This is a genomic window from Streptomyces sp. A5-4 (assembly GCF_051131715.1).
GTDB lineage: Bacteria > Actinomycetota > Actinomycetes > Streptomycetales > Streptomycetaceae > Streptomyces.
Genome location: NZ_CP178591.1, coordinates 5,831,391 through 5,845,098 on the forward strand (window position 1 = coordinate 5,831,391; position 13,708 = coordinate 5,845,098).

Annotated in this window: 14 protein-coding genes; 9 read left to right on the forward strand and 5 right to left on the reverse strand. The window is 71.2% G+C overall.

Annotated features, from left to right (window positions below):
- Nucleotides 1–24 precede the first annotated feature (24 nt).
- Complete coding sequence (locus tag ACLLJJ_RS27360; RefSeq protein ID WP_434596336.1) at nt 25–1,626, forward strand: Na+/H+ antiporter; 1,602 nt, start codon at nt 25–27, stop codon at nt 1,624–1,626.
- Here ACLLJJ_RS27360 and ACLLJJ_RS27365 read toward each other — a convergent pair.
- Together ACLLJJ_RS27365 and ACLLJJ_RS27370 are read right to left on the reverse strand one after the other, a co-directional pair.
- A complete protein-coding gene (locus ACLLJJ_RS27365) occupies nt 1,602–2,639 on the reverse strand; it encodes a 1-aminocyclopropane-1-carboxylate deaminase/D-cysteine desulfhydrase (protein ID WP_434596338.1) in 1,038 nt (345 codons plus the stop codon). The two genes, ACLLJJ_RS27360 and ACLLJJ_RS27365, sit on opposite strands and share 25 nt — an antisense overlap.
- A gap of 93 nt (nt 2,640–2,732) precedes the next feature.
- Nucleotides 2,733–3,323 carry an N-acetylmuramoyl-L-alanine amidase gene (locus ACLLJJ_RS27370; RefSeq protein ID WP_434596339.1) on the reverse strand — a complete coding sequence of 197 codons (591 nt, stop codon included), beginning with the start codon at nt 3,321–3,323 and terminating at the stop codon, nt 2,733–2,735.
- Nucleotides 3,324–3,602: 279 nt separating this feature from the next.
- Here ACLLJJ_RS27370 and ACLLJJ_RS27375 point away from each other — a divergent pair, with 279 nt between their 5' ends.
- The 5 genes from ACLLJJ_RS27375 (at nt 3,603) to ACLLJJ_RS27395 (ending at nt 9,063) form a co-directional block, all read left to right on the forward strand.
- Nucleotides 3,603–5,015 (forward strand): family 2B encapsulin nanocompartment shell protein, encoded by a 1,413-nt coding sequence (locus ACLLJJ_RS27375; protein ID WP_434596341.1) that lies wholly within the window; start codon nt 3,603–3,605, stop codon nt 5,013–5,015.
- 328 nt (nt 5,016–5,343) lie between these two features.
- A complete protein-coding gene (locus ACLLJJ_RS27380; protein WP_434596343.1) occupies nt 5,344–6,387 on the forward strand; it encodes a family 2 encapsulin nanocompartment cargo protein polyprenyl transferase in 1,044 nt (347 codons plus the stop codon).
- Nucleotides 6,388–6,574: 187 nt separating this feature from the next.
- Complete coding sequence (locus ACLLJJ_RS27385; protein ID WP_434596345.1) at nt 6,575–7,168, forward strand: GNAT family N-acetyltransferase; 594 nt, start codon at nt 6,575–6,577, stop codon at nt 7,166–7,168.
- Between the two features lie 299 nt (nt 7,169–7,467).
- The gene (locus tag ACLLJJ_RS27390) at nt 7,468–8,055 is read left to right on the forward strand and encodes a dihydrofolate reductase family protein (protein ID WP_434596346.1); all 588 of its coding nucleotides are present in this window, start codon (nt 7,468–7,470) and stop codon (nt 8,053–8,055) included.
- A gap of 264 nt (nt 8,056–8,319) precedes the next feature.
- Complete coding sequence (locus ACLLJJ_RS27395; protein ID WP_434596348.1) at nt 8,320–9,063, forward strand: DUF6304 family protein; 744 nt, start codon at nt 8,320–8,322, stop codon at nt 9,061–9,063.
- A gap of 139 nt (nt 9,064–9,202) precedes the next feature.
- Here the strand turns inward: ACLLJJ_RS27395 and snpA are convergent, their stop codons facing one another.
- The gene (snpA, locus tag ACLLJJ_RS27400; protein WP_434596350.1) at nt 9,203–9,862 is read right to left on the reverse strand and encodes a snapalysin; all 660 of its coding nucleotides are present in this window, start codon (nt 9,860–9,862) and stop codon (nt 9,203–9,205) included.
- A 218-nt stretch (nt 9,863–10,080) separates the two neighbouring features.
- On the opposite strand from snpA, the gene ACLLJJ_RS27405 reads away from it, so the two are divergent.
- Nucleotides 10,081–11,043 carry a LysR family transcriptional regulator gene (locus ACLLJJ_RS27405; RefSeq protein ID WP_434596352.1) on the forward strand — a complete coding sequence of 321 codons (963 nt, stop codon included), beginning with the start codon at nt 10,081–10,083 and terminating at the stop codon, nt 11,041–11,043.
- Between the two features lie 78 nt (nt 11,044–11,121).
- On the opposite strand, the gene ACLLJJ_RS27410 is transcribed toward ACLLJJ_RS27405, so the two are convergent.
- The gene (locus ACLLJJ_RS27410; RefSeq protein WP_434596354.1) at nt 11,122–11,682 is read right to left on the reverse strand and encodes a helix-turn-helix transcriptional regulator; all 561 of its coding nucleotides are present in this window, start codon (nt 11,680–11,682) and stop codon (nt 11,122–11,124) included.
- A 265-nt stretch (nt 11,683–11,947) separates the two neighbouring features.
- Here ACLLJJ_RS27410 and ACLLJJ_RS27415 point away from each other — a divergent pair, with 265 nt between their 5' ends.
- Entirely contained in the window at nt 11,948–12,832 is an 885-nt protein-coding gene (locus ACLLJJ_RS27415; protein ID WP_434596355.1) for an NAD(P)H-binding protein, read from the forward strand.
- 30 nt (nt 12,833–12,862) lie between these two features.
- Here the strand turns inward: ACLLJJ_RS27415 and ACLLJJ_RS27420 are convergent, their stop codons facing one another.
- On the reverse strand, nt 12,863–13,090 hold the full coding sequence (locus ACLLJJ_RS27420; RefSeq protein WP_434596357.1) for a hypothetical protein: 228 nt from the start codon (nt 13,088–13,090) through the stop codon (nt 12,863–12,865).
- A gap of 80 nt (nt 13,091–13,170) precedes the next feature.
- Between ACLLJJ_RS27420 and ACLLJJ_RS27425 the strand changes: the two genes are divergently transcribed.
- On the forward strand, nt 13,171–13,665 hold the full coding sequence (locus tag ACLLJJ_RS27425) for a S1 RNA-binding domain-containing protein (RefSeq protein ID WP_434596359.1): 495 nt from the start codon (nt 13,171–13,173) through the stop codon (nt 13,663–13,665).
- Nucleotides 13,666–13,708: the final 43 nt, after the last annotated feature.

Consider the following 13,708-nt stretch of genomic DNA (forward strand, 5'->3'; position numbering starts at 1 on the left):
TACGACAAGGGTGGGGCCGAATCGATGGACGTACTGCCGCTGCTGCTTCTGGTCGCGGGGAGCGCCGCCGTCGCGGGCGCGGCCCGCAGGACCCCGGTGGCAGCCCCCCTGCTCCTGGTCGCCGTGGGGCTCGGCGCCGCCTACATCCCGGGGGTGGCGGACTACACGCTGGATCCGGCGATCGTGCTTCCGCTGCTGCTGCCGCCCCTGCTGCACACGGCCGCGCTGGACAGCTCCTACCTGGATCTACGGGCGAACATCAGACCCGTGGCCCTCCTGTCGGTGGGCTACGTGCTGTTCGCGACCGTGATCGTCGGCTACCTCGCGTTCCTCGTGATTCCGGGCCTCCCGCTGACGTCCGCGCTGGTCCTCGGCGCGGTCGTCGCGCCGCCCGACGCGGTGGCCGCGACCGCCATCGCCCGCCGTCTCGGGCTGCCCCCGCGCATCACGTCGATCCTCCAGGGCGAGTCCCTGGTGAACGACGCCACGGCGATCACCGCCTTCAAGGTGGCACTGGCCGCCGCGGTGGGGGAGGGTGCCAGCTGGCTCGGCGGGATCGAGGAATTCGCCGTCGCGTCGATCGGCGGCGTCGGCGTGGGCCTGCTCCTGATGGTGCCGCTGCACTGGCTCCGCACCCGCATCAAGGAGGCGCTGCTGCAGAACACGCTGTCGCTGCTGATCCCGTTCGTGGCGTACGCGGCGGCCGAGCACGTCCACGCGTCGGGGGTGCTCGCGGTCGTGACCGTGGCCCTCTACCTGGGACATCGCTCCTGGCAGGTCGACTTCGCGACCAGGCTGCAGGAGGCCGCCGTCTGGAAGATGGTCTCCTTCGTCCTTGAATCGACGGTGTTCGCGCTGATCGGACTCCAGTTGCCGTTCGTGCTGCGCGGACTCGGCCCGTACGCGGGCGGCGAGGCCCTCTGGTACGCGGCCGTGCTGTTCGTGGTGGTCGTCGTGACGCGCTTCGTGTGGGTGTTCCCCGCGACGTATCTGCCGCGCTGCGTGTCGCGACGCGTCCGCGAACGGGAACCCGACGTCAGCTGGACCTCGCCGGTGATCGTCGGCTGGGCGGGGATGCGCGGCGTCGTCTCGCTGGCCATCGCCTTCTCCATCCCGCTGACCGTCGAACACGACGCACCGTTCCCCGGCCGGAACCTGGTTCTCTTCCTGACCTTTACAACTGTGATCGCCACTCTGGTCGTCCAGGGCCTCACCCTGCCGCCGCTCATCAGGCTGCTCAAGCTCCCCAAGCGCGATGTGTACGCCGAGACGCTCGCCGAGGCGCAGGCGCAGAGCGAGGCCTCGCAGGCCGCCGAGGAGCGGCTCACGGCCCTGCTCGCCGACGATCGCAACGCACTGCCGGAGCCGCTCGCCGACCGGCTGCGCGCGGTGCTCGAACGGCGGCGCAACGCCGTCTGGGAGCGGCTCGGCGCGGTCAACGAGGAGACCGGCGAATCGGCGGACGACACCTACCGCAGGCTGGCCCGGGAGATGATCGTGGCCGAGCGTGCGGTCTTCGTGGAGCTGCGGGACAGCCGGCGGATCGACGACGAGATGCTGCGGACGCTGCTGCACCGGCTGGACCTGGAGGAGGCGACGGCCTACCGGGAGGCGGACGCGGACTGATCCGGCGGGTCCGGTACGGCGGCCGGCTCGTGGGGCCGATCCGGTTCGTCCGACTGAACCGGCGCGTGCGACCGCTCCGCTTCGTGTGCCTGATCCGCTTCGAGCGGCTGTCCGGTGATCACCGCGGCCACCGTGGTTCCGGGGGCGAAGGCGCCCTCGGTGGTGAGCGTGGTCAGACCGGAAAGCATTTTGGCGACATAGAGACGTTCGACGGGCAGCCGGTGCCTGGCCCCGAAATCCTCGGCGAACGCGTCGAGTTCCGGTGTGGTGCGGGCGTAGCCGCCGCCGTGGAAGCGCTCGTCCAGGCTCCAGTCGCCGACGGGGGCACCGAACGCCGCGTGCTGGAGCGTGCGGATCTCGTCGCCCAGGAAGCCGCCCCTGAGCACCGGGAAGCCGATCGCCCGTTGCCCGGGGCCGAGCCCGGCGGCGAGCCCCGCCAGGGTCCCGCCGGTCCCGCACGCCACCGCGACGGCGTCGGCGGCCCCGCGCAGCTCCTCCCCGAGGCCGGCGCAGCCCTGCGCGGCGAGCGCGTTGCTGCCGCCCTCCGGGACGACGTACACACCGTCGCGGTCCCCGGCCGCCCCCACCGCCCGCAGGATTGCGTCCAGCACCTGTCCGTCACTCTTCGCGCGGTACGTCCCACGGTCCACGAAGTGCAGCCGCATGCCGTCCGCCGCGCACCGGGCCAGCGACGGGTTCAGCGGCCGGGTGGCCAGCTCCTCGCCGCGTACGACGCCGATCGTGGGGAAGCCCAGTAGTCGGCCCGCGGCGGCCGTCGCCCGGAGGTGGTTGGAGTGCGCGCCGCCGAAGGTCAGCACCGTACGCCCGGCCGCCGCGCGCAGGTTCGGGGCCAGTTTGCGCCACTTGTTGCCCGGGAGGGCCGGGTGGATCAGGTCGTCGCGCTTGAGTAGCAGCCGTACGCCGCGGCGGGCGAAGCGCTCGTCCCGCACCTCCTGCAACGGCGACGGGAGCCGGGGCCGCAGGTCGGACAGGGCGAGCGTTTCCGGGGGCATGCCTCCATTGTTGCCCCGGCCACCGCTCTGGTTCGCGTGCGGGCCGTCGGCCCGGCATCGCCGGTGGCCGCCGCTCCGGCTTCGCCGTGGCTGTCACTTCAGCCGGTCGTGGATGCGCGCGCGCATCGACTTCATGGAGAAGCCGCGCGGGTCGACCTTGCCCGGCTGCCATTCGAGGTGGCCGATGACCGACGGCGCTCCCCAGTTGTGCTGCCGGCAGATCGCGGCCGACACCCGCTCGATGGCTTCGAGCTGGGCCGTGGGCCAGGGGTCCGTGCCGTTGCCGAGGTTCTCGCACTCGAAACCGTAGAAGTGCCGGTTCCCGTCGGTGTTGGCCTCGTTGTCCGGCGGCAGGGCCTTCTCGGCGATGACGGCGCGCAGGACGTCGTCATCGCCGTTGCCCGCGTGATTCGCGCGGCCGTAGCCCACGAGGTGGACGGTGCCGTTCTTGGCGATCATGCCGTGGCAGAGCGGGCCGGGGAGGCCCGCGTAGCCGTCACGGACGATACGGACGGTGTTGGCGGTGCCCGACGTGACGGTGTGATGGATCATCACGCCGTGGACCGGGCCCCAGGGACCCTTGTGATTGCGGTTGTGCGTCCGCCAGTTGCCGACCTCGACGACGGTGACGCCCTCGTCTCGCAGGATGTCCAGGAACTTGCTTGCGGACATGGGTGAGGCCATGGCCATCTCCTTGGGTGCGAAGGGTGGGGGGGGGAGGCCTGTTCAGGTGCTCATACGGCTTGCATTTACCCCACCACCGCGGCTGCGACCAGTCTTTCGGACACCGTGCGAGTCGATCCGGACAATTCTGTTCGGGCAACTCGCCGGACGCCGCTCGGATCGGCATTCGACTTGCCCCGCAGTCCGGTGCTTTAGTCACACTCTTTTGTGTAATAGCGCCATCCCGCTGGTACTGAAAGGCTCCTTCTGCAGGTCAGCACATGATCGAGAAGGAGAAAGATGTCGGTCGAGGCAGGTTCCGAAGTCCGCGACGAGCAGGCACCGCCGCAGCAGAGTCTTGGTACGGCCGCCGCGAGGAATTTGGCCACCACCACCAAGTCCGCCCCCCAAATGCAGGAGATCACCTCGCGGTGGCTGCTGCGCATGCTGCCTTGGGTGCAGGTTCAGGGCGGTACGTACCGGGTCAACCGAAGGCTGAGCTATTCGGTCGGCGACGGACGCGTGACGTTCGTACAGACCGGTGACCAGGTGCAGGTCATCCCCGCGGAGCTCGGCGAACTGCCCACTCTGCGAACCCTCCACGACGAGGCGGTGCTCCGCGAGCTGGCACAGCGCTGTGAACAACAGGAGTTCGCGCCCGGTGAGGTGCTCGCCGCCTCCGGGAGTTCCGTGGACCGGGTCTTCCTGCTGGCCCACGGCAGGGTGGAGAAAATCGGCACAGGACCCTACGGCGACGAGTCGACACTCGAAGTCCTCGCGGACGGGGCGCACTTCGGGGACCAGGCGCTGGTCGAAGCGGACGCCACCTGGGACTACACGGCCCGCGCCGCAACCGCGTGCACGGTGCTGACACTGACAAGAGACGCCGTGCTCAACCTGGCAGAGCGTGCGGAGCCCCTGCGCACACATCTGGAGGGGCTGGCGGCGATGCCCCACCAGCGGACCAACAAGTACGGCGAGGCATCGATCGACCTGTCCGCCGGCCATGTCGGCGAGGCCGTCGTGCCGCACACCTATGTCGACTACGACGCGACACCACGCGAGTACGAATTGAGCGTCGCGCAGACCGTTCTGAAGGTGCACAGCCGGGTCGCGGACCTCTACAACCAGCCGATGAACCAGACCGAGCAGCAGTTGCGGCTCACGGTCGAGGCGCTGCGCGAGCGCCAGGAGCACGAGCTGATCAACCACCGCGAGTTCGGGCTGCTGAACAACTGCGCCTATGAGCAGCGGCTCCAGCCGCACGACGGCGTGCCGGGCCCCGACGACATGGACGAGCTGCTGAGCAGGCGGCGCGGCTCCAAGTTCTTCCTGGCCCACCCGAGGGCGATCGCCGCCTTCGGGCGCGAGTGCAGCAAGCGCGGTCTTTACCCGGACCGGGTGGAGATCGGCGGCAACCAGGTGCCGGCCTGGCGCGGGGTGCCGATCTTCCCGTCCAACAAGATCCCGATCAGCAGCGACCGGACAACATCGATCATCTGCATGCGTACGGGCGAGGCCGACCAGGGGGTCGTGGGACTTCAGCAGAGCGGTATCCCGGACGAGATCGAACCGAGCCTGTCCGTGCGGTTCATGGGCATCGACGAGCAGGCGATCATCTCGTACCTCGTCACCGCGTACTACTCGGCCGCCGTGCTGGTGCCGGACGCGCTGGGGGTGCTGGAGAACGTGGAGATCGGCCGCTGGCGGTAGGCGGCACACGGGTCGACAGGTCGGGAGGGGCCGGGAGGCCTGATCGGACCGGGCAGTTCGAAGAGCGCGGGCGGTCCGGACGGTACGGGCGGTTCGGGGACGCGGGGCCGGGGGCACGATGCACACATCGCCGGGAAAGCAGGCTCCGACGCCCTCGGCCCCGCGCGCGGACACCGGCGCGGGCCGGGTGGGGGTTGCCTTCGCCCGGCCCCACCGGCGGCTGTGCGCAGGCCCCTGGAGGTGGGCTCGCGGACGGCCTACGCACGGCGGAGAGAGGGGACCTCGGCCGTGCGCACGCTGCAGCAGAGGAAGTGAAGTGACAGTGACCATGACCAGCATGCAGGCGGCGGCTCCCGAGGGTCACGAGGCGGCGGCCCTGCTCGAACGGACCCGCAGCACCGTCAATCCCCAACTGCGCCGCACGGTCGAGAGTCTGCCCGAGTCCATACGCCGCATCGCGATGTACCACTTCGGCTGGGAGCAGGCCGACGGCAGCCCGGCCGCCGGGCAGCCGGGCAAGGCGATCAGGCCCGCGCTGGTCCTCGCGGCCACCCGGGCGCTCGGCGGAGAGCCTCTCGTCGCCGTGCGGGCGGCTGCCGCCGTGGAGCTCGCGCACAACTTCACCCTGCTGCACGACGATGTCATCGACGAGGACCCGACCCGCAGGAACAGGCCCACGGCCTGGGCGGTCTTCGGTGTCCCGGACGCGATCGTCGCCGGGGACGCGATGTGCGCCCTCGCGCTGCGGTTGCTCGCCGAGGACCCGCACCCGGCGTCGGCCGAGGCATCGGCGCGGCTGGCGGCCTGCATCATCGAGCTGTGCGCGGGCCAGCAGGCGGACTGCGCCTTCGAGCGGCTCGGACCCCAGGAGGTGTCGCTCGACGAGTGCCTCACGATGGCCGAGGCCAAGACGGGAGCCCTGCTGGGCTGCGCGTGCGCCCTCGGTGCGCTGTACGCGGGTGCGGACGCCGAAGAGGTCGCCGCCATGGACGACTTCGGCCGGGAGGCGGGCCTGGCCTTCCAGCTCATCGACGACCTCATCGGGATCTGGGGCGACCCCGAGCACACGGGCAAGCCCGTGGGGGCCGACCTGGTCGCCCACAAGAAGTCGCTCCCGGTGGTGGCGGCGCTGGCCTCGGGCACCCCGGCCGCCGCGGAGCTGGCGGACCTCTACCGGGGGCCGTTGGACGGGCCGGCGGTCCAGCGGGCCGCCGACGCCGTGGAGCGGGCGGGCGGCAGGGAGTGGGCGCAGGGCCAGGCGGCCGAGCGGATGGCGCGGGCCGTGCACCATCTGTCGCGGGCGGTGCCGGATCTGGCGGCGGCGGGCGATCTGCTGGCGCTCGCGGAGTTCGTCACACGCAGGACGCGGTGATCGGACGGTAGTGGCCGCGCAGGGCATCCCGGACGGTAGTGATGACCGGGCGGGCGGTCGTGCCGAGCATGCGGATGCGCCGACCGCCCGGCCGGCCGGGGCGCCCTGGCGGCCGGGCTGTCCGGGGGATCGGCGTCAACTCTAGGATCGTCTCCGTCGGTTGAGATCCCTGGAGAGAGGCCGGACCGTGGGCTTGGAAATACGACAGGCTGGGGCGGGCGACCGCGAGGCGCTCGTACGGCTGCTGGACGCGGCCTTCATGAACGACCCGGTGAGCAGTTGGGTCTTTCCCGACCCCGCCCACCGCCGGCGCGTCCACGGCCCGTTCATGGGCGTCTTCCTTGATGCGGCGCTGACCGAGGGGTGGGTCGACGTCACCGAGGACGGCTCGGCAGCCGCCCTCTGGCTGCAGGTCGAGGCCGGGGCCCCCGACGGGGAGGACGAGGCCCCGGCCCGCATGCGCGAGATCGCGGACCCGGACAACGAACGGGCCGAGCTGATCGGCCGGTTGACCGGTGCGGTGCATCCGCACGACCGGGCGCACGCCTATCTGCTGCTCATCGCGGTTTCCCCGGAGCGGCAGGGCGAGGGTCTCGGTACCGCGCTGATCGCCCCGGTGCTCGACCGCTGCGACCGCGACGGCGTGCCCGCCTATCTGGAGGCCAGCAGCGCCCGCAGCCGGGGTCTCTACGAGCGGCTCGGCTTCGCCTTCACCGGCCGCACCGTCGATCTGCCGCAGGGGCCTCCCATGTGGCCGATGTGGCGGGAACCCGGCGCCTAAGGACTGTCCCGCAGTCTGCTGGCGGGCGCACGACGACAACTGCAGCACCTCGCCGCGTTCTCGGAACGCACGAATACGTCCAGTAGGCGAACGGCACTCCGCCTTGCGATGCACCGCATCCGACGCCGTGCGCTGATCCACCAGGGATTGCCGGACAGCGCTTAGCGGGCGCCCGGTCGGCCTCGGCGTAATCACCTTGCACAACCACTACGGGTGGAGCACTATGGGCGCAGTGGTTGTGGGAGTGCGGCTGTCCGCCGCGCCGCCGCCCGTTCTGTCGTCTGCCCAGGGGGATCAGCTTGCGCAAGCTCACGTACTACGTCGGTATGTCCATCGACGGCTTCATCGCGGCGCCCGACGGCGCCGTGGACTTCTATCCCCTGGGCGAGTCCTTCCTGCGGGACTTCCTCATCGGCGAATACCCGGAGTGCCTGCCCACCCACGCACGTCGCCAACTCGGCTGCGACGAGGTGGAGAACCGGCACTTCGACACGATGCTCCAGGGGCGCGCCACCTACGACCTGGCCCTCGATCTCGGGATCACCAGCCCGTACCAGCACCTGCGCCAGTACGTCGTGTCCCGCAGCATCGACAAGTCGCCCGACCCCGACATCGAGCTCGTCTCCGGCGATGTCGTCGCCAAGGTCCGTGAGCTCAAGCAGGAGGACAGGCTCGGGATCTACCTGGGGGGCGGTGCGAATCTCGCCGGGCAGCTGCTGGCGGAGATCGACGCCCTGGTCCTCAAGATCTATCCGATCGTCACCGGGTCCGGCGTCCCGGTGTTCTCGGCCGGTTTCGAGATCCACGCGTTCACCCTCGAATCGACGCGGACCTTCGACAACGGCACCGTCGTCCTGTCGTACAACAGGAGCACCGGGAACCCGTAGTCGCCGGGCCGGTCAAGTGCGGCGTACGCCCACGCCGTCGGGGTGGGGGCAAGTGGTGGCGCGCGTGGGGCCGGGGGCCGGGTGGGGCACGTCTGCCCGGCCCGCCGAGAGCCGGTCCGTACCGTCGTCGAGCGACGCAGGAGCCTCGGAGCGTTCGTTCCCGTGACGGCCCGGGTCCGTGCCGCGACCCCGGGCGCGGGTGGCGGGCCGAGGAGCCGGAGGGCGAGTCGGAGACCCGCCCCTGAACGGGCTAAAGTCCCGGCCATGGCAGCAGAGGCATGGGCCGGGTGGTACCGGGACCGTAAGGGTTCCGACGCCGTCACCCTTACGACGGACGGGCAGCGGCTGAGCGCCCGCATCCGAGGAGTCGACTTCGAGGGCGCGGTCTTCGACGCGCTCGTTCCGGTGGGCGAGCTGCCCCCGGAGAACGACAAGTTCGTACTCGCGGACGGCGCTCTGTGCGACTGCGTCTTCGAGTGGGACATACCGATGCCGGTGTACGCGGACGGACTGGTCCACCGCGCCACGCTGCACTGTCTGCTGGCCCTCGGCGCTCCTCGGCCCACCGGTGGCATCGACCGCGAACACCTCAGTCTGACGCTGCACTTCGACGGTGCGGCGTACGCGTCGCGGCGCGCCGAGGAGGACTTCGAGCAGGCCCTGAACGTGATCCAGTACCGCCTCCCTGCCGGGGCCTATCTGCGGGCGTGCATCTCCTGTGCCTTCTCCGACTACAACCCCGCTTCCGGCGGGCTGTTCGGCGCTCTGGGCTGTTTCCGCGGCGTGAAGGACGACTACCGGACCGCTGAGGGCAAGAGCGATCTGATCGAGCTGTGGGACCGGCGCACCGGAGTCGTCCAGGAGACCTCCTGCTGCCCGGAGTTCGAGCGCAGGCCGGACAGTGGGCCGGGGACGGGCTACCGGGGTGCGTTCCCCCAGGTGGACGTCGCCGCGTCCGCCGACGACGCGGCCCATACAGACGGAGACGTCGTGCACGCGGAGTCCTGACCCCGCGATGAGCCCGGTGGAGAAGGCCCGGTGGAGAAGTCCCGGGCAAAAGACCGTTGCCCCGTACACGCGAGCGCGTGTACGGGGCAACGGTCCGTCCGGGGTCCGGGGAAGAGGTGGGACTGCGGGCCGCGTCGGGTCAGGAGGCCTGGGCGAGGCCGTTCTGCCACAGCTGGTTGACGCGGGCGCGCTCACGGGAGTCCGGGTTCGGGTTCTGGCAGGAGGTGCCGGGGCCGCCGCCGGACATCAGCTCGCTGCACGGGCCGGAGTAGTGGTCCGGCAGACCCAGGACGTGACCGGTCTCGTGCGCGGTGACGCGCGTCGAGTTGTACTGCTGGTTCTGGCGGTAGTCCAGGAAGATGTAGCCGCTGCCGTGACCGTTGGTGCTGGCGTAGGAGCCGCGGGAGTCATTGCCCTCGCGGTACGTGAAGTCCGGGTTGGAGCCTTCCTGCAGCTTCACGTTGGCGACGGAGCTGTTCCAGATCTGGGTGGAGCGGGCTATCTGGCTGCGGAACGTGGGCGCGTTCGCAGCGGAGTAGATGACGGTGACGGCTTGCGCGCCGGGGTTCGCGGCGCGCTTCTCGGCGACCGACTCCATGACCGCCGAGAAGAAGGCCTTGTTGGCGGCGGCGTTCTCCTTGGACTTCTCGTACGACGTCGTGGAGAGAAACGTCGAGACCTTGGCGGTCTCCACGGGCGCGGCGGACTGGGGGGCCGCCATCGCCGGTGCGCTGCCGAGGGAGGCGAACGCCAGGCCGAGGCCGAGGGCTGCGCCGAGGGTGCTCTTGCGGTGTCTCATGGGGGGTTTCCTACTCGTCCGGTGAAGGTGAACGGTTGGGTACGACAGAGTGTCGGGGTCCCCGAGACCGCTGGGGATGATGCCAACCGGTGATAGCGCGAGCGCATCACCGGCGGAACAGAGCTCACCCCACTGGACCTCAACGTCCTTGAAATTGACGCCAATTGCTGTGTTTCGGGAGTCTGGTGTGACTCAAGGGGTCGCCGTAGGCTCGGGGTATGGAGCTCGAGGTCCGGCACCTTCGTGCGTTGTGCGCCATCGCCGACACGGGAAGCCTGCACAAAGCAGCCCGCATGCTCGGGACGACGCAGCCTTCACTGACCACCCAGCTCCGCCGCATCGAGAACGCGTTGGGCGCGGAGCTGTTCTCCCGCGAGCGCACCGGCTGCCGTCCGACCCCGCTGGGGCGCGCGGTGCTGAGCAGGGCGCGGCCACTGGTGGACGGGATGAACGTGCTGGTCACCGAGACGCGGGCAGCGGTGGCCCGTACGACGCAGGGCCCGCGGCTGCGGATCGGCGCCACGGCCAGCCGCGTCATCGGGGGCTGGCTGCGCCGGCTCCGCATCCGGCTGCCGGACACCGACACCTCGCTCCAGGTCGACGTGTCGGCCAACGCGCTGCTGCGGATGCTCGCGGCCGGGCAGCTCGACGTGGCCTTCGTGCACGAGGTGGAGGGCTTCCCGCTGCGCCTCCCGGCCGGGCTCGTGGAGCGTGTACTGGTCGACCGGGAGCCGCAGTTCATCTGCTTGGCCCCGGACCATCCGGCGGCGGCGCGGTCCGTGGTGGAACTGTCCGACCTGGCGGGCGACCGCTGGATGGTCGACCCGGCGGTGGACGGGGAATGGGACGGCCTGCGCCGCGTCCTGGTCGCGGCCGGGCTCAACCCGCCGCTTCTGCACGGTGATTACCTCACCGCCGCCTCCCTGGTCGCGATCGGCGAAGCGGTTGCCCCCTGCCAGCCGACCTCGGGACCACGCGACGACATGGCCATCCGTCCACTGCGCGGCGACCCGCTCGGCGTGCGTCTGCTGTTGGTCGCGCGGCCCGGGTTCACCGACTTCGACGCGGTGTACGCCGACCTGGAGACGGCGTATCGCGACGCGGCGATGCGGGCGCCCGGCTACCGGCAGTGGCTGCTGCGCAACGAGAGCCCGCTGCTGCTGCGCAGCGCGGTGGCGTGAGCGGGCGGTCCTCCACCGGGGGCGGGTGACGGGCGTATGGGTCCCCTCCGCCCAACGGGCCGAGCGGAGCGTCACCCCTCAGGGGGCCGGGCGGGGTGTCGAGCGCGCGTAGCGCCCCGCCAGTTCCCGCAGATGAGCCAGCGGCTCAGGGGGCCCGGTGACCTCGAAGTCGTAACCCAGCAGGCCGAGATGGACGCAGATCGACTCCACCGAGCCCGCCCCCGTGTCCAGCACGCACGTCGTCGCGTCGACCGCCTCCACCACCCCCACCGTGGGATTGACCCGCTCGGCGACCGCTTCCGCCGGGGCGTGCACCGTGACCCGTGCGCGGAAGCGCCACGCCGCGGCGGAGACCCTGCGCGAGACGTACGCGGCCACATCGCCGTCGCCTGGCAGCTCGCGCGGGACGAAGCGCGGTCCGGTCGGCAACCGCGGTTCGACCCGGTCCACCCGGTACGTACGCCAGTCCTCGCGGTCGACGTCCCACGCCACCAGGTACCAGCGCCGGCCCCAGTTGACGACCCGGTGCGGCTCCGCGACGCGCCGGGAGGCCGTACCGGCGTGGTCGAGGTAGTCGAAGCGCAGCCGCTCGTGATCACGGCAGGCCGCGGTCAGTGCCCTCAACAGGTCGCTGTCCACGGCTGGTTGAGCCCGGTCGGCGGGCACCGGTGGCCTGCGGCGCTGCCCCTCCCCGCCCCTCCCGAGACCAGGGCGAGCCCCTGGCCCCGGAGGGCCTTCGGGCGGGTACTCAAAAGCCGGACGGGCTGCAATTCGGCCGACCGGCAGGTCCGGGGAACAGCCCGCCGTAGGCGTTCCCGCCCGAACCATCGCGCCCCACTTACGCTGCCTGTAACAAGCAGCCATGTACCGACCCGCCCGAGCCCGCGCCCCGTGAAGGACCTCCATGCCACCGTCCCGGTCCCCCCTCGTCGCCGTCACCGGAGCCACCGGCCAGATCGGCAGGCGTGTCTCCCACCGCCTCACCGCCGAGTACAGCGCCCTTCGCCTCCTCGGCCGCGACACCTCCCGCCTGCCGAACCTGCCCGGCGCCGTCAAGGCGCCCGCCGCCTCCTACGGCGATGCCACGGCCATGCGCCGCGCCCTCGACGGCGCGCACACGCTCTTTCTCGTCTCCGCGCACGAGAGCGCCGACCGGGTCCGCGAGCACAGGACCGCCGTGGACGCGGCGGTCGCCGCCGGCGTCGAGCGGATCGTGTACGTGTCGTTCCTGGGCGCCGCCCCGGACGCGACGTTCACCTTCGGCCGCGACCACTGGCACACCGAGAACCACATCCGTGCCACCGGCCTGCGCCACACCTTCCTGCGCGACAGCTTCTACCTCGCCGCGCTCCCCGCCATGACCGGCACCGACGGTGTGATCCGTGGTCCGGGCGGCGACGGCCTGGTCTCGGCGGTGGCCCACGAGGACATCGCGGACGCGGCCGCGTCCGTCCTGCTCGACGAGGGCGACGAGCACGACGGCGTCACGTACGACATCACCGGCTCCCGTGCCTTCTCCCTCGCCGAAGCCACGGCCGAGCTGAGCCGCGTCACCGGGCGCGGCATCACGTACGTACCGGAGACCCGTGAGGAGGCGTACGCCTCGCGGACGCGGTACGACGCCGAGGACTGGGAGGTCGCGGGCTGGGTGACGTCGTACGAAGCCATCGCGGCCGGCGAGATGGCGACCGTCTCCGACGCCGTGCCGAGCCTGACCGGCCACCCGGCGAAGACATTCGCCGAATTCCTCAAGGAGCACCCGACGAGCTACCGGCACCTGCTCGGTTAGGGGCCGCACCTCCCGGCCCCGCCCTCTCCATCAGGGCGCCAGGGTGCGGATTACGAGGGCCCCCAGAAGCTCGCCGGCCGTCTGCTGCTCCTGCTCGCCGCCGAGGGCCAGGCGGTGCGGGGCCGGCCGCGCGGCCTGGCAGGATGCTTCTCCGAGCCCGAGGGGGACGGCGTGCTGCCGTACGTGTACAGAGTCACCAAGTACGACCCGGCCGACCGCGACGAGCACGGTCACGACGCCGGCTCCGAGGAGGTGCACGGCGACGACGGCCCGGTCGACGCGGCGTACGTGGACGCGGTGGCGGCCTTCGCCGAGGACACCGGCGTCGACCGCCTGGCATGGTGGAGGTGGTCCGGGTGGACGAGGACGGCCGGATCACCGGCGTGCTCTCCGACGAGACGCGATACGCGGAGCCGAAGGCCGAGCTCGCCCGGTCCCGGGCGGCAGCGCTGCTTCCCACCACGGCGGACGACCGCCACCCCCTGCTCACGGCGGTACTTCCCGACAACGACGGTGTGCTGCGCGCCCGTTGGCGAACCGACCAGACGCCCGCAGACGTCCGCTGGGCCTTCCTCAGGACCTTGCGCCGGGGACAGGTCCGCAAGGGCGTGGCCTCCCGCATCGCTCCCTTCGGGGTGTTCGTGGAACTCGGCGGCGCGGAGGGCCTGGTGAGGATCCCCGAGGTGTCCTGGGACCGGATCGGCCACCCCGGCGAGGTTGTCGCGGAGGGACAGGAGGTCGCCGTCGTCGTGATCGACGTGGACATGGACCGCGAACTCGTCTCGCTGTCCACGAAAGCCCTGCGGGAGAAGCCCTCCACGCCGCCTTGTTGAAACGCGCGGACGGGGGCAGGTGATCCGTACAGGTGATCATGGA

What these genes read in the sequence shown, in the direction of transcription:
- ACLLJJ_RS27360 (WP_434596336.1), top strand. Translation starts at nt 25, where the DNA reads ATGGACGTACTGCCGCTGCTGCTTCTGGTCGCGGGGAGCGCCGCCGTC.
- ACLLJJ_RS27365 (WP_434596338.1), bottom strand. Translation starts at nt 2,639, where the DNA reads ATGCCCCCGGAAACGCTCGCCCTGTCCGACCTGCGGCCCCGGCTCCCG.
- ACLLJJ_RS27370 (WP_434596339.1), bottom strand. Translation starts at nt 3,323, where the DNA reads ATGGCCTCACCCATGTCCGCAAGCAAGTTCCTGGACATCCTGCGAGAC.
- ACLLJJ_RS27375 (WP_434596341.1), top strand. Translation starts at nt 3,603, where the DNA reads ATGTCGGTCGAGGCAGGTTCCGAAGTCCGCGACGAGCAGGCACCGCCG.
- ACLLJJ_RS27380 (WP_434596343.1), top strand. Translation starts at nt 5,344, where the DNA reads ATGACCAGCATGCAGGCGGCGGCTCCCGAGGGTCACGAGGCGGCGGCC.
- ACLLJJ_RS27395 (WP_434596348.1), top strand. Translation starts at nt 8,320, where the DNA reads ATGGCAGCAGAGGCATGGGCCGGGTGGTACCGGGACCGTAAGGGTTCC.
- snpA (WP_434596350.1), bottom strand. Translation starts at nt 9,862, where the DNA reads ATGAGACACCGCAAGAGCACCCTCGGCGCAGCCCTCGGCCTCGGCCTG.
- ACLLJJ_RS27405 (WP_434596352.1), top strand. Translation starts at nt 10,081, where the DNA reads ATGGAGCTCGAGGTCCGGCACCTTCGTGCGTTGTGCGCCATCGCCGAC.
- ACLLJJ_RS27415 (WP_434596355.1), top strand. Translation starts at nt 11,948, where the DNA reads ATGCCACCGTCCCGGTCCCCCCTCGTCGCCGTCACCGGAGCCACCGGC.
- ACLLJJ_RS27425 (WP_434596359.1), top strand. Translation starts at nt 13,171, where the DNA reads ATGGTGGAGGTGGTCCGGGTGGACGAGGACGGCCGGATCACCGGCGTG.